The 17,896-nt window shown below is 43.3% G+C and carries 17 protein-coding genes and 1 pseudogene; 3 read left to right on the forward strand and 15 right to left on the reverse strand.

Features of this window, described 5'->3' with window-relative positions; translation table 11 throughout:
- Window positions 1-58: 58 nt before the first annotated feature.
- Both NSS82_RS21705 and NSS82_RS21710 read right to left on the reverse strand, forming a co-directional pair.
- Window positions 59-259 carry a hypothetical protein gene (locus tag NSS82_RS21705; RefSeq protein WP_076105246.1) on the reverse strand — a complete coding sequence of 67 codons (201 nt, stop codon included), beginning with the start codon at window positions 257-259 and terminating at the stop codon, window positions 59-61.
- Window positions 260-327: 68 nt separating this feature from the next.
- Window positions 328-849, reverse strand: a complete 522-nt coding sequence (locus NSS82_RS21710; protein ID WP_036688994.1) for a PadR family transcriptional regulator — start codon at window positions 847-849, stop codon at window positions 328-330.
- 181 nt (window positions 850-1,030) lie between these two features.
- Between NSS82_RS21710 and baiCD the strand changes: the two genes are divergently transcribed.
- Window positions 1,031-2,956 (forward strand): bile acid Fe-S flavoenzyme BaiCD, encoded by a 1,926-nt coding sequence (gene baiCD / locus NSS82_RS21715; protein ID WP_052097144.1) that lies wholly within the window; start codon window positions 1,031-1,033, stop codon window positions 2,954-2,956.
- 390 nt (window positions 2,957-3,346) lie between these two features.
- On the opposite strand, the gene NSS82_RS21720 is transcribed toward baiCD, so the two are convergent.
- The 7 genes and pseudogenes from NSS82_RS21720 to NSS82_RS21750 form a co-directional block, all read right to left on the reverse strand.
- Window positions 3,347-4,441 carry a winged helix DNA-binding domain-containing protein gene (locus NSS82_RS21720; RefSeq protein ID WP_076105245.1) on the reverse strand — a complete coding sequence of 365 codons (1,095 nt, stop codon included), beginning with the start codon at window positions 4,439-4,441 and terminating at the stop codon, window positions 3,347-3,349.
- 106 nt (window positions 4,442-4,547) lie between these two features.
- The gene (locus tag NSS82_RS21725; RefSeq protein ID WP_076105244.1) at window positions 4,548-5,519 is read right to left on the reverse strand and encodes a ring-cleaving dioxygenase; all 972 of its coding nucleotides are present in this window, start codon (window positions 5,517-5,519) and stop codon (window positions 4,548-4,550) included.
- 87 nt (window positions 5,520-5,606) lie between these two features.
- The gene (locus NSS82_RS21730) at window positions 5,607-6,074 is read right to left on the reverse strand and encodes a MarR family winged helix-turn-helix transcriptional regulator (RefSeq protein ID WP_076105243.1); all 468 of its coding nucleotides are present in this window, start codon (window positions 6,072-6,074) and stop codon (window positions 5,607-5,609) included.
- 80 nt (window positions 6,075-6,154) lie between these two features.
- Complete coding sequence (locus NSS82_RS21735) at window positions 6,155-6,868, reverse strand: CPBP family intramembrane glutamic endopeptidase (protein ID WP_076105242.1); 714 nt, start codon at window positions 6,866-6,868, stop codon at window positions 6,155-6,157.
- Between the two features lie 98 nt (window positions 6,869-6,966).
- The gene (locus NSS82_RS21740) at window positions 6,967-8,205 is read right to left on the reverse strand and encodes a HAMP domain-containing sensor histidine kinase (RefSeq protein ID WP_178944236.1); all 1,239 of its coding nucleotides are present in this window, start codon (window positions 8,203-8,205) and stop codon (window positions 6,967-6,969) included.
- Between the two features lie 103 nt (window positions 8,206-8,308).
- Entirely contained in the window at window positions 8,309-9,004 is a 696-nt protein-coding gene (locus tag NSS82_RS21745; protein WP_076105240.1) for a response regulator transcription factor, read from the reverse strand.
- Window positions 9,005-9,044: 40 nt separating this feature from the next.
- A pseudogene (locus NSS82_RS21750) lies at window positions 9,045-9,406 on the reverse strand (aminoglycoside phosphotransferase family protein); the annotation flags it as partial.
- Between the two features lie 281 nt (window positions 9,407-9,687).
- On the opposite strand from NSS82_RS21750, the gene NSS82_RS21755 reads away from it, so the two are divergent.
- Entirely contained in the window at window positions 9,688-10,035 is a 348-nt protein-coding gene (locus NSS82_RS21755) for a PadR family transcriptional regulator (protein ID WP_036689003.1), read from the forward strand.
- Window positions 10,022-11,017: an HAAS signaling domain-containing protein gene (locus NSS82_RS21760; RefSeq protein ID WP_076105239.1), complete on the forward strand. Its 996-nt coding sequence runs from the start codon at window positions 10,022-10,024 to the stop codon at window positions 11,015-11,017. The genes NSS82_RS21755 and NSS82_RS21760 overlap by 14 nt, the downstream gene beginning before the upstream one ends.
- 382 nt (window positions 11,018-11,399) lie before the next feature.
- On the opposite strand, the gene NSS82_RS21765 is transcribed toward NSS82_RS21760, so the two are convergent.
- The 6 genes from NSS82_RS21765 to NSS82_RS21790 are packed head-to-tail and all read right to left on the reverse strand — an operon-like array spanning window position 11,400 to window position 17,892.
- Window positions 11,400-12,677, reverse strand: a complete 1,278-nt coding sequence (locus tag NSS82_RS21765; protein WP_076105238.1) for an alpha-L-fucosidase — start codon at window positions 12,675-12,677, stop codon at window positions 11,400-11,402.
- 48 nt (window positions 12,678-12,725) lie between these two features.
- Window positions 12,726-13,676, reverse strand: a complete 951-nt coding sequence (locus tag NSS82_RS21770) for an ROK family protein (protein ID WP_341109896.1) — start codon at window positions 13,674-13,676, stop codon at window positions 12,726-12,728.
- A gap of 28 nt (window positions 13,677-13,704) precedes the next feature.
- Entirely contained in the window at window positions 13,705-14,397 is a 693-nt protein-coding gene (locus tag NSS82_RS21775; protein WP_038572334.1) for a copper homeostasis protein CutC, read from the reverse strand.
- A gap of 23 nt (window positions 14,398-14,420) precedes the next feature.
- The gene (locus NSS82_RS21780; protein ID WP_076105237.1) at window positions 14,421-15,860 is read right to left on the reverse strand and encodes a leucyl aminopeptidase family protein; all 1,440 of its coding nucleotides are present in this window, start codon (window positions 15,858-15,860) and stop codon (window positions 14,421-14,423) included.
- Between the two features lie 41 nt (window positions 15,861-15,901).
- Window positions 15,902-16,894 (reverse strand): ABC transporter ATP-binding protein, encoded by a 993-nt coding sequence (locus NSS82_RS21785; protein WP_094903192.1) that lies wholly within the window; start codon window positions 16,892-16,894, stop codon window positions 15,902-15,904.
- Complete coding sequence (locus tag NSS82_RS21790) at window positions 16,891-17,892, reverse strand: ABC transporter ATP-binding protein (RefSeq protein WP_038572340.1); 1,002 nt, start codon at window positions 17,890-17,892, stop codon at window positions 16,891-16,893. Before NSS82_RS21790 ends, NSS82_RS21785 begins: the two co-directional genes overlap by 4 nt.
- Window positions 17,893-17,896 lie beyond the last annotated feature (4 nt).

A 17,896-nucleotide genomic window follows, 5' to 3' on the forward strand; every position in this document is an offset into this window, starting at 1 on the left:
AAAAGACTAGCCAAATTAAGGAGGATGCCCCCTGCTCTCTATTGAGCAGGGGGCATCCTCACTTCTGATTACCTCGGTTGATATTAGCATCAATTAAAGCATTTTTGTGCTTGTTATCTTCTTCTTCTTCTTCTGTTACAACTACGCTTTTCAAAAATAACGGACTGTTATTAGTAATCATCAAATTATACTCATTATCGTTTGCTACTTTTGTATCATACTTAAGTATTTCTTCACAGTCATAAGCTTGACTCTCCAATCTTATATTCTATTGTACCTCCTCATATTTTAAAAAATGATTGGTTCATAGGGTGCTAAACTGTTTCCTTATGCTTCTAATTTACGTGACAGCTCCTTAATTAACTCGATCTCTCGTAAAACCATACTTCGGGTGTAAAAATAGAGCTCCTCAGAGTAATCCATATCCTCACTATTGCCTACTACTTTGGATAACTGCTGTAAATGGTCCAGCTTTTCGTTCATATAAGTCTCTCTGTAATCAAGCAATCTTCTACGTGTCTCCTGATCCAAAAGCTCATAATAAGCAAGACGAATAGACCATTCATTATCAATTCGAATAGTCTCCAGCGTAAATTCTGTTAAGCAGGTGTTAAACCGCTCCTCACCCTCAGTAGTTATAGAATATACATAACGTTTAGGCCGGCGTTCCTGAATTTCCGTTTTTTTGATTACCCATTTTCGCTTTTCAAATAATTTCAGCTTTGGATAAAGCGAGTTATTGTTTACGATTTTATCATTGCCCATTACAAAAATAATGTTTTTTTTAATTTCATAACCATGTTTGGCCCCTTTCATTAATTGGGCCAGAATCAAAACTTCAATATCCATAATCATCCTCCGGGCTTCCGGAATACGTATCCGGTTCATCATTTTCTTATATTACCTCAATTACTACAATCCTGCCAAATCACTCGTGATTTTTTGCACATACTTTCAGCCCTCCCTTTCGCTAATATAGGTTAAAATAACCTATTTATTTTTAACCTATATGTAGAGAGGAAGTTATCATATGGAATTCACACATTTATTTAGCAAGGGCACAATCGGAAATATGGAGCTTAAGAACCGGGTCATTTTACCAGCGATGGGCACGAAAATGAATGCGCCGGGTGGATACGTCAGTGATCGTCTGATTGATTACCATGTAGCACGAGCTAAAGGCGGCAACGGCTTAAATACTGTAGAAGTAACAACTATTCACCCAACGGCGGCCTCCGATGATGCTCCTGCCCTTTATGATGATAAATTTATTCCAGGTATGGCTCAATTAGCATTAGCTATTCGAGAGGCAGGAGGCAAAAGCTGTCTACAGTTATGGCATGGAGGTAAAGTAACTCCCAACCTAATTCAGGTCTCCTCTTCACCTGTTCCATTTGAAGGCGTAAGTCATATACCACGTGAACTTGCGCATCATGAAGTCGGCGAGATGGTTCAAGCTTACGCAGATACAGCCTCACGTGCGAAGAAAGCCGGATTTGACAGCGTGGAATTCCATGCCGGCCATGGTTATTTGCCCCAACAATTTCTAAGTCCTGCAATGAATTTTCGTCAGGATGAATACGGCGGTTCTTGGGAGAATCGTTGCCGCTTCCCGTTGGCTTGTATCCGCGCTATCCGGGAAGCGGTTGGACCTGGGTTCCCTATCTTGATGAGAATTTCTGCAATTGAGGATCTACCGGGCGGACTTACGCTGGAAGATATGAAGCTCTTCTCGAAGCTCGCTGAAGAAGCTGGAATTGATGCTATTAATGTATCTCGTGGGGTCCCTGCTGGCGCTGCAATTAAATATGAAGTTCCGCCAATCGATTTACCTGTGGGCTTCAATGTAGATAACGCAGCACAAATTAAATCTGTGGTTAACATCCCTGTTATTGCCGTAGGCCGTATTAATGATCCAGCAATTGCAGACCGGATAATCGCGGAGGGTTTGGCTGATTTTGTAGCCATTGGGCGTGCGCAGCTGGCTGATCCGGAATTCTGCAATAAAGCTTTAGCCGGACGTGCAGACACCATCGTTAAATGTGTGGGTTGCGACCAAGGCTGCTTCGATGGATTCGTGAATCCTAATGTGCCATTTATCAGCTGTGTGTTTAATCCTGCAACCGGCCGTGAAAGTGAATATGAATTGCAGCAAACGAATATCCCCAAGAAAATACTTATTGCTGGTGGTGGCCCTGGTGGATTAGAAGCAGCTGTCACACTGAAACGACGTGGGCATCATCCAATATTATGCGAAAAAAATGACATTCTAGGCGGACAGCTTTATATTGCCGGCGCCGCACCACGTAAAGAGGAAATGGCTGCAGCCGCTCTGAATATGGGAGAAACCGCTAAACGTGAAGGTGTAGACATTCGATTGAATACAGAGGTTACACCTGAATTAATCCAAGAAATTGGTCCAGATGAGGTCATTCTTGCAATCGGATCTTCTCCTATTATTCCGCCTGTGGAAGGCGTCGACAGTTCACATGTGGTCAATTCACATGATGTGTTGTGGGGAACGGTTCATCCAGAAGGAAGAGTCGTTATTATCGGTGGCGGTTTAGTGGGGCTTGAGGTCGCAGAGCTGCTTGTAGAACGCGGACATCAAATCACTGTAGTTGAAATGCAAGCCGATGTTGCTAATGATCTAGGACTTTTGCGTAAAATCTGTGTCATGGAAAGTCTATATGGACATGGCGTTGAATTAATAACCAACAGCAAATGTATGGCGATTCAAGGGGATAGCGTAATTGTTGAAAAAGACGGCGAATCTCACAGCCTACCTGCTGATTATGTAGTAATCGCCGTAGGTTCACGCGCCCTCAACAAACAACCTCTTCAGGATTTCTTGGAGGAAAGCTCCATCCCTTATCATGTAATTGGCGATGCGGTGCAAGCGCGTAGAGCGCTTAATGCGATTTGGGAAGGCGCTGAATTAGCTAGACGAATCTAATTAAGCTAGCTATAAGATTTATGAAACAAACCCGGCAGGTCGCCCTGCCGGGTTATTTTTTACTCAGAGTGCATTCGTGAGCGGTTATCCGGTAATCGGTATCCATTCAACCATTCACCCATTATGCCGTTCTGTCTTTCGGACTCAGGAGGCGCTATTGAGCTAAAAGTAGTCTTTTTACGAATCTATCGGACCCAGATGCCGCTATTCCGCAAAAACAGGGGGCAAAAGTGGTGCTGCGACGGGAATAACTGCATTGGAGTCCGAAAAGCTCAGCAAATCAGCATTTAGGAGCTAATAAGTGCACTGGTGTCCGTTAGCGTTAAAGGTGCGCACAAAAGTATGGTAAGAAAGATGAAAACGGTGAGAATGATGAGAATAGTGAAATACTCATGTCAATGAACCACTCACATTCATTTTGAGTATCGGCAGCCCAATAAATGCCGCATATCGCTCAGCTTCTTTAAGTACCAACTTTTCCGTATCGCCCAGATCGGCAAAAGGATGGATCACAATCTCAATCCCCTTGGTCTTTAGGGTTCTTTTCCATGTACCCACAACCTGACCCTCCACAACAATCGTTGGAAGAAAAACACCATTATTCCCCGGAACTATCAAAGGAGCAACGTCGGGCTCTAGAACGGCACTTCGGTCTTTATAACCAAGAATGTACTCATCAAAACCCGGAAGCAGATGAACGCCCGAGTCCTCAGCAGTTGGCTCTAGCCGATGAGCAGACATCCAATACTCACTGCCATCAATAACCTCTGATTGCAGTTGACTTTTGGCCGCTTCCAGTCCTCGTCTGGCATCTGTAAGGGTTATGCCTGCCCACCAAGCAAAATCTTGAACAGTTGCTAAACCATGTCCAGTGAAATATCTCCGAGCGAGTTCATACAATGACTCTTCGTAAGTAAGATCGCGAAAATGAGGCACCCATTCCTCTAGCAAAACAATCGTTTGCTGCTTACCATTCATCGGCCCGAAACAAATCAGCCCTTGGTACGCAACATTCCACAACATATGATAACCACGCTGGTTCCCTGTGTGAATACCTTCTTCTTCTATTAGCTGAAGTAAAAGAGCACGATCTAGCTGCTTTCCACCTTGTAAAGCATTAACTATAATATGTCTACAACGTTCTAGTGTCTGATCATCTAGCCCAAGCTCTGCATTTCGTCGCTTTGTTTGTCCCGCTAAACGCGGCACAGATAGCTGATGCATCCACTTTACATCTTCCGGTGGGACAAAATGAAGCGTACCACGCAGCGTCCAATTCAGAATCATCTTGCGATCAACGATAGCACACTCTATATCAGCTAAATTCGAAGATGGAGTACGTAATCCGATCGCCCACATCGCCTGCATGTAGTCCTGCGCCTGTATTGCCCCTAATTCTTTAACGACCTGTTCGGGCTTGATTAGCTTGGAATCAACGATCTTCTGATTATATAAACGCTGAGCAGCTATCATTTTATTCGTCACACTTTACCTCCTTAAGTGAACCTTATCAAACCATCGTCTAACCTTATAGGAATGATTTTAATATAATTTTTTCCAATCTCATAGTTTTTCTTATTTCTTAGCTATATTATTGGATAGGATGAAGTTTCGATTCAATCTCTTCCCGGCGTTCTTCCAGAAAAGAAGGTAAGGTCAAATTCTCGCCCAGCGCATCAAAAGATTCATCAATCTCAAACCCTGGACCATCTGTAGCAAGCTCAAAAAGAATATGGTTCGGATCACGGAAATACAAAGAATGGAAGTAATAACGATCAATGACCCCTGTGTTCTTGAACCCTGCAGCTGTGATTTTAGCAGCCCATGCGGTTAACTCTTCCAGATCCTTCACTCTTATAGCCACATGATGAATACTGCCTTTTCCCGGTCTTTCCCGGTCTTGATCATTAACTTCTTTGAGCTGAAGTTCAGTGTACAAGCCGCCTTTAGCTGTTTCATAAATATCCACCATTACCTTCGGGTCACCCATGGATGGCACTCTACGAACTTGTGTATAGCCTAAAACATCCTCTAAAACAGCCTTTGTACGGCTAGCCTCACGGACAGTCAATTCAACGGGACCCAAACCAACAATGGCATATTGTGGTGGAATATCATCAGTAATCCAAGGTTCTACCAGCTGAGTCACATTATCTTTTTCTGCGGACACCAGATGAACCGTTAATTCATCACTATCCTGAAAAGTAAGCGAATTACGCTCCTCTATACTTACGATAGCTTCATGAGCGATTTCAAATGTATCTAATCTGTTAGCCCAATATACTAAGGCCTCATCGCTAGGAACGAGAAGAGAGATTGCAGAAATACTGTTCGTTCCTTTCCGGGTCTGCCCTGCATTTGGCATTTCAAAAAAAGATACCTCGGTGCCTGGAGCGCCATTAGGATTGCCATAGAATAAATGGTACATGGTTGGATCGTCCTGATTTACGGTTTTTTTGACAAGTCTTAGTCCCAGTACTTCTGTATAAAACCATAGGTTTTGTTTAGCGTCTTTAGTAATCATTGATACATGATGTTGTCCGGTTATTTGTTGTTGGCTCATTTTAATTTCCTCCTAATATGATTATGGTTTACTAGTAAACTGATGCTGAAAAAAGGAAGCTTTATTCACAATAAAGCTTTTACAATACTACTGAACTCCTCGGGAAATTCGATTCTCATTCTGGCTATGGCGGTGAATCTTCTTAAGCATGCTGTAAAATACTTTCTTCTCGTCGTCCGTCAGTGGATCGAATAACGAAGCTTGGAAATCCGATTGCAAAGGAAGAACCTTCTCGATAAGCGCTTGGCCCTTTTCAGTTAAAGAAATATACTTCACCTTCCAATCCTGCTTACGCTCAATCCATCCTTCTTTTTCTAATCTGCCAAGCATATGTGATACTCCACCTTTAGTAATGGTTAAATGCTCGGCAATTTCCATCTGTGTCACAGGCTGATGTAATAGTATTTGTACTAACGCATCAAACTGGCTAACCGTTAAATCAAACTGCTTCAAGAACTCATTGGAAAGATCGTTACTATTGTCATAAACTCTTACCAGCCGCAGCCAGATCAACAAGCTTAGTTTGTTGTCTTCAGTGAATCCATTGTCTCGCATTATGCCACATCCATTGCTTTGGAATTGGATCTATTTGATTATCAGTTTACTAGTAATCTGATATGAAGTCAAGTTTCGTATTAACTTAAGAAATAGAGAAGCACAGATAAACCATTACTAAACATGTGCGCGCCTATAGGCACTAATATATTTTTTCTTTTCTCATATAGGTAGGCAAAGATTAATCCAGCAGCCATATAAGAGAAGATATTCCACATTTCGTTATAGTTACTCTGGAACACCACGGCTCTATAGACATGTTGAAAGCCAAATAAAAAGGAGGATATCAGATAAGCCAGAAGACGACTCTTCCTGCGGATCGTTCTATAAATGGTAACCCGATATACTAATTCTTCAATCAAGGGGCCAATCCATACCACGTTCACTGTAAAAATAAATGGATACGAGGACAACATTGCCCGTAAATCCACCTCATTAACAGACTTTGTAATAGGATGAAAAATGGAGATTAGTGTGGGAATCAACATACTTCCGATGATAATAATCAAACAAAGTCCCCAAATCATCCATAACATATTACGGACCCAGTATTGTCTGAAATCATGGATAGCTTGTTTATAGAACCCCCTAAAACCTAAAATCACTCCTATGTAGATCAGACCATTCAACAGTAAGGCCATTCGATTTTGTTGTTCTGGCTGCCAAATAAAAACATGGTTAAGAATCTCCATAACCGGCCTGATCAAGAGAATGGAGAACAATCCTAAAAAGTACATTACTGCTAATATAACGCCCAAGATCAATTGCCTTTTACTTAATTTTTCATCAATCATTATAATCTATTCCCCCAAGTAAAATTGTTAATAAACTGAATATCAACCATTTTAGCATTAGGAAATTTCATACGACTTAATGTAATCTTACATAGACCTTAAATTTGCCGGTTCAGCTCAATTATAATTTCAAACTGGTTATCTTGCGTATTCAGCTGAACAGTCCCTCCATGAGCAGCTATTATTTTTTGAACAATGAGTAGCCCTAATCCAGAACCTGCCGGGTTCAAGGCTGATGGTTCGCCGTAATTAATAAAAGTAAGCTTGGCTCCATCATTCACCTTTTCCAGCACAACTTGAAACGTAGAACCTTGCTCCTGATAAGCGATGGCATTATAAAGCAGGTTTGAGAATACTCGATTCATTCTTTTTTTATCAAACTGTAGAATTATTTCTTCTGGCTCGATTACAAAATCAGGGATCAGACCCGCAACCTCAAGCTCGGGCAACATATGTATCATTTCTTCTCTCAAGTATTCTGAGAAATCATCTGGTGTAACATCCAAGCGGAATTCGGGACTTTCCATTCTCGATAATTCAAACAAATCCTGAATTAATACATTGGCACGGATACTATTTTCGTATATTATTTTGGCAAATTCCAAATGTTCTATCCGACCGCTCACCTGTTCTTTTAGTTCAAGCTCTGCGTAACCCATAATACTTGTTAATGGATTTTTTAAATCATGGGATATATCTAATATTAGATTTTTTCGATTGTTTTCACTCTGTTCTTTTAACGAGGTCTGGATCTGAATCACTTCTGCCATATGATTAAAAGCCTGCTCCAGTTGACTAAACTCCCGATTCCCGCCTACCTGCACTCTTGCTGAATAATCCCCATTCTTAACTTTTTCAACAGCAGCGGACAACTGGTCTAAGGGTTTAATGAAACTAACCGCCGTAATTCTCGCATAAATCATCGTGCTTAGAATCAGAATCAACAAATAACCTAACCCAATAAACCCAAGCATTCGAAGGGTATGATCCTGCATAGGTGAATCTGAATTCCAATGGAAACTGCCTGTCATTTTCACTTGTATAGGTAAAGAGACGATCAGCCAAAATTGTTCCTGCTCATTATATTCAACAGTGATCATATTTTTGTTAGCGCCAGTATTCATTAGAAAATCCGTAAATTCTTTGACACTAATCTGCTCGGACGTAAATGGATTGTTGCCAATGGAGTCTATGACTTCGTAATTGGAATTCACAACCTGTAAACTGCCCCCGACATCATTAATAACACTAGTGTCAATTCTTTGATAGTCATTTTGCATAAGCTTAGCAGCCGTTAACTGATTATAAATAATATCTTTAGATCCCAGCCTGTTCATGCAAAATAAAGCAACAATCACCAATATCGTTATAACCGTTGTTATAAGAAAGATCGCGATATAGTTTTTTAACAATTGATAGGATATATTTTGTTTTCTCATCTTATTTACCTGGGTTGTAGAATTTGTAACCTAGTCCACGCACTGTAACGATATATTCGGGATGGTGTGGGTCCCGTTCGATCTTATTCCTTAGACGGCTGATGGTAACCATAATCGTATTATTATCACTATAGAAATCTTCTTCCCACGCTGCTGCATATAACTTTTTGGGCGTAAAAATTTGATTAGGACTCTGCATCAGACATTGTAACACCTTATATTCCTTGGCATTTAAAAGAACCGGACTTTCATTTATGTACAACATACATTCCTTTAAATTCAGCTTCAATTCTCTATGTTGGATTGTTTCTTCAGTTATCGATTGGCTAAGATCGTATACATTTCTTCGTCTCAGCTGCGCCTCAACCCTAGCCACAAGCTCTGAAGCACTAAATGGCTTCACCATATAATCGTCCGCTCCAAGACCTAAGCCCACTATCTTATCAATTTCTTCACCGCGGGCAGTTAACAAGATAACCGGAATATGGCTTTTCTCTCTTATCTGTCGCAACAGATTAAGCCCATCAAGCTTGGGCATTACAATATCCAGAATGGCAAGATTTATTTCATGTTGATTAACAACCTCTAAAGCCTCAATGCCATCCTTGGCTTCGAATACTCGATAGGATCGATCTTCTAAATGTATTTTCACTAGTTTTCTTATATCAGTTTCATCTTCAGCAATCAGTATATTCATCGCTCAATTCCCCTAACTAATCTCAAATAGCTGAGTCTTTTCACTCAGTATAACTTGCCAAATACCACTTCGGTATATAAAGCCTAAAGAAAAGATCTGGAACATCATGATTAAAATACCCATGGATTCGGCCCGATGCGAACTCTGGACTCGTTAGTGCACACCAAGAAATGCGATTAAATTCCTCCCAAGGATCACCATAATCAAATCTATTAAAATCAATAATTCCAAGTTCCCTCGACTTCGTAATGATCATATTCCTACATGATAGTCGCCGTGTTGAAAAGTCTGCGGCCGCCCCTCCAATAAGTAACGATTCGCCTCCACAAACTCAATGACCTGCTCTGCTCCCTTTAGAACAATGCCGAATGTTTGATATTTCGTGATGTACTTATCGATCTTCCACCCCAAACTGAAGAGGTCATTTCACAACCTCCTTTTAATCAAACTGCTTCACAAAATAGAAAAATTTTCTTATTTATTTCTTAGAAGATTATTTTATTCAATTGATGTTGGAACAATAATAGTGTATGATGCATAGTATAGATCGAATACTGTATGACACATAGTAAGTATAAGCGGCTTCGAAGTCCTCTCAAGGACAACAAGCGTTTAAACCAAAAATATAAGAACAATTTATAAGAGATTATAAATCCTTATATTTAAAATAATGAGGTGGGTGAATGAGTACTTTATTAAATTCTTTAATCACAGAGCTTAGAAGAGGTACGTTAACGCTAGCCGTTTTAAGTCAATTACGAACACCCCAGTATGGATATTCGCTCGTTCAATTGTTGGAGGAATCCAGCATCATCATCGATCAAAGCACCTTATATCCATTACTTCGCCGATTAGAGAAACAGGAATTAGTGACGAGCAGCTGGGACACATCCGAGAGCAGACCCCGTAAGTATTATGTTCTAAGTGACTATGGCGTAGAGATTTTTTTACAGCTAAAGGAAGAATGGCTTAAGAATTCGAAAGAACTCTACGGCCTATTACAAGGGGAGGATGACCATGAAGCTAATTGAGATTTACATTCATGAAGTTACTCGGAGGTTACCGGAACAAAATCGGGAAGACATCGCATTAGAATTACGATCAACCATCGAGGATATGTTACCGGATGATTATGACGAAAAAGAGGTAACGGCCGTCCTTGAAAAATTGGGCAATCCAGCTATTTTAGCTAGTGAGTACCGCGATCAGCCCATGTATCTCATCGGCCCACGCTATTTCGATTTATATGTTACGTTATTAAAAATGATTATACCAATCGCTGTAGTTGTTTCTTTAATCGCTCTGGTTGCTGATTACTTGATTGGCTACAGCGGCGATAAAACAGTTGCGGATATTGTTACTGCAGTTATAAGTACAGGAATTGGAACCTTCCTTGAAGTAGGAATCCAAGTCTTTTTTTGGATAACTGTTGTGTTCGCTATTATCGAACGGGCGGATAAAGGAAAGGAAGGGCATCCGCTTACTACAAAATTAAGGAAATGGACTCCTGATGATTTGAAGGATATCGCGCTTGTCCATAAGAAAAAAGCAATTACAAGCTTCGAAGTGTTCGGAAGTTTACTGTGGACTGCCATTTGGGCTACTGTTTATTTTAATGCTGAACACCTGATCAGAGTCTATAGAGGCGGTGAAGGCGCACTTAACTTCGTAGCCCCAGCTTTTAATCAGCATGTGTTACTTGATTATTGGCCTATTATTCTTATTGTGATCGGATTAGAAGTCGCATTAACTATATATAAATTAATCAAGAGACAATGGACTAGAGAATTAGCATTATGTAATACGGTCCTCGAGCTCATTGTACTTATTGTATTCGCTGTTATCCTTATAAATCCGAATGTATTTAACCAAGAATTCATTAACTACATGTCTAATTTATTAACTACTACAGCTAACCAATTTGAAACGGGGCTAGTAGGTGGAGGTATAGCAGTCTTGATTTTAGTTGCGGTCCTCAATATATATGAAGGCTTCCGCAAGGCTCGCCTCTAGTATTAGCAGAGCGGTGATTCTCCTGTTATTTGGAGAATTGCCGTTTTGTTTTCTGACTCGTTGAATGCCTGCTTCAAATGCTTCAACAGTATTGTCACCCTCTAAGAGTTACGGACCCAGATGACGTAATTTGCACATTTTCTGCCTTTGGAACAGGGCTTCGGACTCCAATGACGTTATTCCCTCGAAAGAGCTCCATATCGGGGTGTTTCAAGCCAATAGCGGCTATAAGGTCCGTTGGCATCCCAAACGTTCGGTATTTCTAGGTTTAGAGTCATCTGTGTCCGATAGGTGTTTCGTATGTGCAAATGTTGGCGAAGAATACGAAAAAAAGGAGTTGTCCCATAAGCCATGAATGGCTGCTAGGACAACTCCTTCTGATTTAATTAAATAGTTCAAGCTCGATAACCGTATCCATCTCATCAGGTAACATCGCGCCTTTTAATGTAATAAACGCTCCACCGTCAACATCCGAATATTCCTCAGCCATCCACGGCGCCTCCACCTTTAGCTCGGTACCATCACGTAGTAATCTGGCCTTTTTAATCTTCCCTTTCAAGCCTTGGAAATAGATCGGGCCAATTCCACGGTCGTAAACGTGCGCATATAACTTATTGCCCTTTTGCGTATAACGTCCCCACTCTGGCTTAGGTAGCAAAGACTTCCCGCATCCATAAATACTGTCTCCATTAAGGCGCATCCACTCCCCAACTTCGTCAAGGATAACCAGTGATTCCCGTGTCATTTCACCTTTAGCATCTGGTCCAACATTGAGGAGCAGGTTACCATTCTTACTGATACATTCGACCATCGAGCGGATGACTTGTTTGGTCGATTTATAATTCTTATCCTCGGAATGATAACCCCAGTTGTCATTAAGGGTAATGCAGGCTTCCCAAGGGATGGATTGGCCGTTTATGTCAACAATGCCGCCAGGCGGAATGATCTGCTCGGGGGAGAAGAAATCTCCAGCATATTCCTCAGGTTCTGCCGCACGAATATTGCCACCTAATCGATTGTCGATAATAATATCAGGTTGTATGGAACGAATCATCCGGATAAGCTCCGTCGCCTTCCACTTCTCCCCTGTCATATTATCGTAGGAGAAGTCAAACCACATAATGTCGATTTTACCGTAATTGGTGAGCAGTTCCTTTACTTGCCCATGCATATACTCCAAGTATCTATCGAAATCAATCGGCTTATCTTTAGCCGCTTCGTTATCCCGATCAGGATGTGCCTTATCTCCATATCCGGGATAATCCTCATGGTGCCAGTCTATGATAGAGTAATATAGACCTACTGCAATCCCTTCAGCCCGGAAAGCGTCTACATATTCCCGCACTAGATCACGCCCAGCGGGCGTATTAGTGGCTTTGAAATCAGTCAGCTTACTATCGAACAGACAGAACCCGTCATGATGTTTGGTCGTAAGAACAGCGTATTTCTGACCCGCAGCTTTTGCTGCACTTGCCCATTTCTTCGGATCATATCGAGAGGCGTCAAATTCATCGAAATACGTCATGTAATGCTCTCTACTCATCCGCTCGTTACCGCGTATCCATTCCCCTCTAGCAGGAATTGAATATAATCCCCAATGGATAAACATCCCGAACCTATCCTGTAAGAACCATTTCGTTCTTTCTTCTCTTGCACCCATCTCACCAACTCCTCGTTAATGAAAGCTATAATCAATCTTTCACTCCACCTAAGCGGTATGAAATAATGCTGCGGCTCCAATTAAACCTACATCGTCTTTGAGAGCGGCAGGTTCAATTGTAAAAGTACCCTTATATGGATCCATGACAAATTGCTCCGTCTTCTCCACCAGTGCAGGGAATAACAAATCTCCAGCCTTACTCACGCCTCCACCGATCACGATCCGATCAGGATTGAACGTATGAACTGCATTGGCTAGACCTAGTGCCATATAATGAATACTGCGGTCAATAACCTCGACGGCCACGGCATCGTTAAGTGCCATGGCTTCAAATACGTGCCGCGAAGTAATTTTTTCTCCATTTATATTAGCCAGTTCCGTAATCATCGACGGTCTGCTCTCCATACTTCGCAGCGCCATATCCCGAATCGCTGTGCCCGAAGCGAAAACTTCCCAGCAGCCGAATCTTCCACAGCTACATTCCGTTCCGTTCGGGTCAATAATATTATGACCTAGTTCACCAGCAAATGAATTTTTGCCAAGAAGCAGCTTGCCCTCAATGACGATACCTGCTCCAATCCCTGTGCTAAAGGTAACATAAACCATGTTGTCTGCACCTTTGCCAGCTCCTCGGACATACTCACCCCAAGCCGCAGCGTTCGCATCATTCACTACCTTTACTTCAACGCCTAGCTCCGACTCCATCCAGTGCTTCAGCGGAACATTATCCCATTCCGGAAGATTGGTGCCGTGAATAACGATCCCGTCCTGGCTATTTACAGCTCCGGGAGAAGCCAGCCCCACTCCAGTGAGTGGTCGTCCTTCGGATACGGAGCGGATCATATCGATCATTCGCTGCACCACTTCTTTAGCGGTACGTGCCCCAGCCGTTTCCATCAGTTCCCGTTTCAACACGGTCCCCTTTGAATCGAACAATGCTGCGGCAATTTTTGTGCCTCCTAAATCGATTCCAACTACGTAGCTCTCAACCTTCTGCATAACCCATTCACCTTTTCACTATCTATTATTAGCCGTTAGAATGAATACTCTCTGCTAACGCCCGTAAGGCTGCTGGATCGATTGGCGACAAAGCGTCTTTATCATAACGAACAGCCGACCCAAAATGCACTTCTGTTACTCCAGTCTGATGTATAAATGAAGTAATACCTTCCGGCTTCAAACCGCTTCCAGCCAGTATACTTACCGTTTTACCTCTTGATTCCTCGACTAGCTTCCGCATAGCAGGAATAGCTTCTGGTGCCGGACCTGGCCCAGCAGAAGTGAGTACACGCGTAATTTGCGGATACTTACAAAGCGTTCGATAACCTTCTATTTGATCCTTCAACTCATCAAAAGCACGGTGGAAGGTTACTTGCAATCCATCGGTCAACGGCAATAATGTTTCAAGCGCTCGCTCGTCGATAGTCCCTTCCGGTGTTAACGCACCAATCACAATCCCCGCCGCTCCGCTGGCTGCAATTTGCTTTATCTCTGCTGCCATGGTCAAAATGTCATACTTTGAATAGCAAAAAGAACGGCTGTGCGGGCGAACCATAACAAACGCAGGAATGCTAACCGATTTAGCAACTTGTTGCACCAATCCTATCCCTGGTGTTAGACCGCCTTCCGTAATCGCAGTAATGAGCTCCAGGCGGTCAGCCCCGTTCGCTTCGGCTGTAAGAGCATCGTCCATACAGGTAGCGATGACTTCCAATCTCATAACTTTCCCCCACTCTTCCGTTGTTATTGTTGTGCCTGTTTCATGACATAATCAGCGAGCAGTCGAGCACCATAGCCCGTTGCTCCAGCTTCTGAATACCCCACATCCTGCTTGTACTGAACCGTCCCAGCCATATCAATATGAACCCAGCTCAGCGATTCCGCTACAAAACGCCGTATAAAAAGCGCTGCTGTAATCGCACCTGCAAAAGGTGAAGTACTAACATTACGTAGATCAGCGTAATTGCTTCGAAGATCGACTTCATATTCATCCATAAGCGGCATGGGCCACAGTCGCTCACCATTGCGCTCACCGATTTCGACGAGGTTCTGCGTCATCTCTCCATCACCCCATATGCCGGCGATACCTAATCCTAGCGCTGCGCCAACATTTCCAGTAAGTGTTGCAATATCGATGACCTTAGTTGCCCCGATATTTGCTGCATGAATAAGCGCATCCGCGATAATAAGCCGCCCCTCGCCATCCGTATTTGCAACCTGAACCGTCAGCCCATTAGGATAGCGTATAACAGACGATGGCAGCATCGCTTCAGCATCTGGTACGTTATCAACAACTGGGATCAATGCGGTCACATTTACATGAGCTTGATTCCGTACTAAAATATCCAGCGCCCCAATAACAGCTGCTGCGCCACCCATATCCATACGTGCATCGCTGATATCACTTGCGGTCTTAACATTCATCCCACCCAAATCGAAGGTAACACCTTTACCCACCAATGCCAGCATTGGCAATTCAGGGTTACTCTCATAGCGAATTTCAACGAGGGCCGGGGAGTGTTTACTGCCTGCTCCAACCGCCAGCAACCCATTCATCTGTAGGTCAACCAGCTCCTGCCCCCGGTAAACATGAACTTTCACTGCTGCGTTATCACGCTCGAAATATTCGACCATCCATTCTGCGAACCGATCCGGATTTAGAGTCCCGGGCACCTCATTCACCAGATCGCGAGCAACCACTGCTCCTTCAGCGCGTATGCGGCCAGTACTTAGTACAACTTCCAGTTCAAGCTTAGTCAGCTCAGGCCAATCGGCTGTCTGGAGCAGCAAATCAACTGAATTGTCTATTTTAGTAACGCCACGATAGGTTTGGAAACGATATAATCCGAGAAGCCAGCCTTCAATCCATGCTTGCAGCTCATCCGCAGCGGAAATATCACTTTCTGCTGTCCTACGAACAAATGAAGCGAAATTCAGCCCTTCTCTTAGAGCTAAGCGGGCGGCAGATCCCGCTGCTCGACGAATTTTCTCAAGCGTAAGAGCCTTGCGTTTTCCCATTCCAACAGCTAACACATCGGACTCTTCCTCAGAACGAGCATATAACCATGTCACACTGCCACTCTGTTTGTGAGCTTCACCCAGCCGAAGAGGAAAAGGCTCCTCTTCATAGGCTAAGTAGATAAGCATATCCGCCCCATTAGCAGAATCGAACAAGATATTCATAGCTGTCCCTTCTTTTCCGTAAAGTGTACTCACATTTAAAATTATCGTTCTAGTTTCAACATTTCTTCATCAAACAGATGACAAGCGAGCTCATGACCTGGTTCAACTTCCCGGAATACAGGCACATGTTGCTTACAGATCTCCATACAGGAAGGGCATCTTGTATGAAAGCGACAGCCCGTCGGCGGATCAACGGGACTTGGAAGGTCACCTTTTAGAATAATGCGTTCCTTCTTCAAGCTTGGATCGGGCACGGGAACTGAAGATAGCAGCGCTTGGGTGTAAGGATGCAAGGGACGGTCATACAATGTATCCTTATCAGCCGTCTCCACAAGGGAACCCAGATACATGACCCCAATTCGATCACTAATATGCTCGACCACACTAAGATCATGAGAGATGAATAAATAGGTCAGGCCATATTCCTCCTGCAAGTCCTGTAACAGATTCAACACTTGAGACTGAATCGATACATCCAGTGCTGACACGGGTTCATCCGCCACGATTAGACTAGGGCGCACCGACAAAGCCCGGGCAATCCCAATCCGTTGCCGCTGTCCACCGCTGAACTCAAACGCAAATCGCTCAGCGTGCAAACTGTTCAATCCAACGGTCTCCAGAAGTTCGCAAGCTAGCTTATCCCGCTCTTTGGAGGACAGCTTTGTATGAATAAGCAGGGGTTCGGCGACAAGATCCTTCACCTTCATGCGTGGATTAAGTGAAGCGTAAGGGTCTTGAAACACCATCTGCATATCTTTGCGCAGAGGCCGCATTTGGTTATCTGAGATATGGCTAATATTTTGCCCCTTAAACCACACTTCTCCATGATTGGGTTCCAGTAAGCGAGTCACTAGTCTGCCCGTAGTCGATTTCCCACAGCCACTTTCACCTACAAGGCTGAACGTTTCTCCTTTACGAATGGCGAATGAAATCCCATCAACGGCGTGCAAATATTTAGTCGTTCCGAAGAAGCCCTTCTTCACAGAAAACAACTTCTTCAAACCCTTAACTTCAATTAGTGGAGTCTCTTTCATAAACATCCCGCTCCTTCCGTGTCCTCCTGCTGTGTAAGCCAACAACGGCTTTTGCGCTCTAGTCCCTCAATCGGAAGTAGCTCAGGTTCGTGCGACAGACAACGCTCCATGGCAAAGTCGCAGCGAGGCGCAAACTTACAGCCGGCAGGCATTTGTGAAAGGTCTGGCACATTCCCTTTTATTGACTCCAAGCGATGTACATTCTGGCGCAGCTTAGGTACCGATTGAATCAATCCCTTGGTATACGGATGCTGCGGTCTGGCAAACAGCTCCTGAACAGAGGCTTCCTCCACCACACGACCTGCATACATTACAACTACCCGGTCACATAATTCGGCAACTACTCCAAGATCATGGGTAATGAGCAGCATTCCCATATCCTGTTCATCTTTCAACTGCTTCATCAGATCAAGAATTTGCGCTTGAATCGTTACATCGAGTGCGGTCGTGGGTTCATCGGCAATCAACAGCTTAGGATGACAAGACATGGCCATTGCAATCATGACCCGTTGTCTCATCCCGCCGGATAGTTGATGCGGATATTCATCGATTAATTCCTCTGCGCGAGGGATACCTACAAGCCGCAACATATGAATCGCATGCTCACGAGCCTTCTTGCGTCCATAACCCAAATGCAGTCTAATCGGCTCTGTTAATTGCAGCCCAATCCGCAGCACTGGATTAAGAGAGGTCATCGGCTCCTGAAAAATCATTGCCAGATCATTTCCCCGGATTTGGCGCATCTCCTTCTCAGAAATCTTCGTCAAATCCTTTCCTTCAAAACGCACAGAACCTTCAGAAATTCTACCCGGCGTATCTTTAAGCAACCGCATGATCGATAATGAGGTTACACTTTTGCCACAACCAGATTCACCAACCAGGCCTAGCACTTCACCTTTTTTAATAGCAAAGTCTACCCCCGCAACCGCAGTAATACTTCCATCGCCGCGTTTGAACTCCGTTTTCAGCCCTTGTACATCCAGCAAATGTTGAGTCATGTCT

It is taken from the genome of Paenibacillus sp. FSL H7-0735, assembly GCF_038008505.1.
GTDB classification, from domain to species: Bacteria; Bacillota; Bacilli; order Paenibacillales; family Paenibacillaceae; genus Paenibacillus_AQ; species Paenibacillus_AQ odorifer.

Coding starts and splice junctions, on each gene's coding strand:
- NSS82_RS21710 (WP_036688994.1), bottom strand. CDS start 849: ATGGATATTGAAGTTTTGATTCTGGCCCAATTAATGAAAGGGGCCAAA.
- baiCD (WP_052097144.1), top strand. CDS start 1,031: ATGGAATTCACACATTTATTTAGCAAGGGCACAATCGGAAATATGGAG.
- NSS82_RS21725 (WP_076105244.1), bottom strand. CDS start 5,519: ATGAGCCAACAACAAATAACCGGACAACATCATGTATCAATGATTACT.
- NSS82_RS21730 (WP_076105243.1), bottom strand. CDS start 6,074: ATGCGAGACAATGGATTCACTGAAGACAACAAACTAAGCTTGTTGATC.
- NSS82_RS21735 (WP_076105242.1), bottom strand. CDS start 6,868: ATGATTGATGAAAAATTAAGTAAAAGGCAATTGATCTTGGGCGTTATA.
- NSS82_RS21740 (WP_178944236.1), bottom strand. CDS start 8,205: ATGAACAGGCTGGGATCTAAAGATATTATTTATAATCAGTTAACGGCT.
- NSS82_RS21745 (WP_076105240.1), bottom strand. CDS start 9,004: ATGAATATACTGATTGCTGAAGATGAAACTGATATAAGAAAACTAGTG.
- NSS82_RS21755 (WP_036689003.1), top strand. CDS start 9,688: ATGAGTACTTTATTAAATTCTTTAATCACAGAGCTTAGAAGAGGTACG.
- NSS82_RS21760 (WP_076105239.1), top strand. CDS start 10,022: ATGAAGCTAATTGAGATTTACATTCATGAAGTTACTCGGAGGTTACCG.
- NSS82_RS21765 (WP_076105238.1), bottom strand. CDS start 12,677: ATGGGTGCAAGAGAAGAAAGAACGAAATGGTTCTTACAGGATAGGTTC.
- NSS82_RS21770 (WP_341109896.1), bottom strand. CDS start 13,676: ATGCAGAAGGTTGAGAGCTACGTAGTTGGAATCGATTTAGGAGGCACA.
- NSS82_RS21775 (WP_038572334.1), bottom strand. CDS start 14,397: ATGAGATTGGAAGTCATCGCTACCTGTATGGACGATGCTCTTACAGCC.
- NSS82_RS21780 (WP_076105237.1), bottom strand. CDS start 15,860: ATGAATATCTTGTTCGATTCTGCTAATGGGGCGGATATGCTTATCTAC.
- NSS82_RS21785 (WP_094903192.1), bottom strand. CDS start 16,894: ATGAAAGAGACTCCACTAATTGAAGTTAAGGGTTTGAAGAAGTTGTTT.
- NSS82_RS21790 (WP_038572340.1), bottom strand. CDS start 17,892: ATGACTCAACATTTGCTGGATGTACAAGGGCTGAAAACGGAGTTCAAA.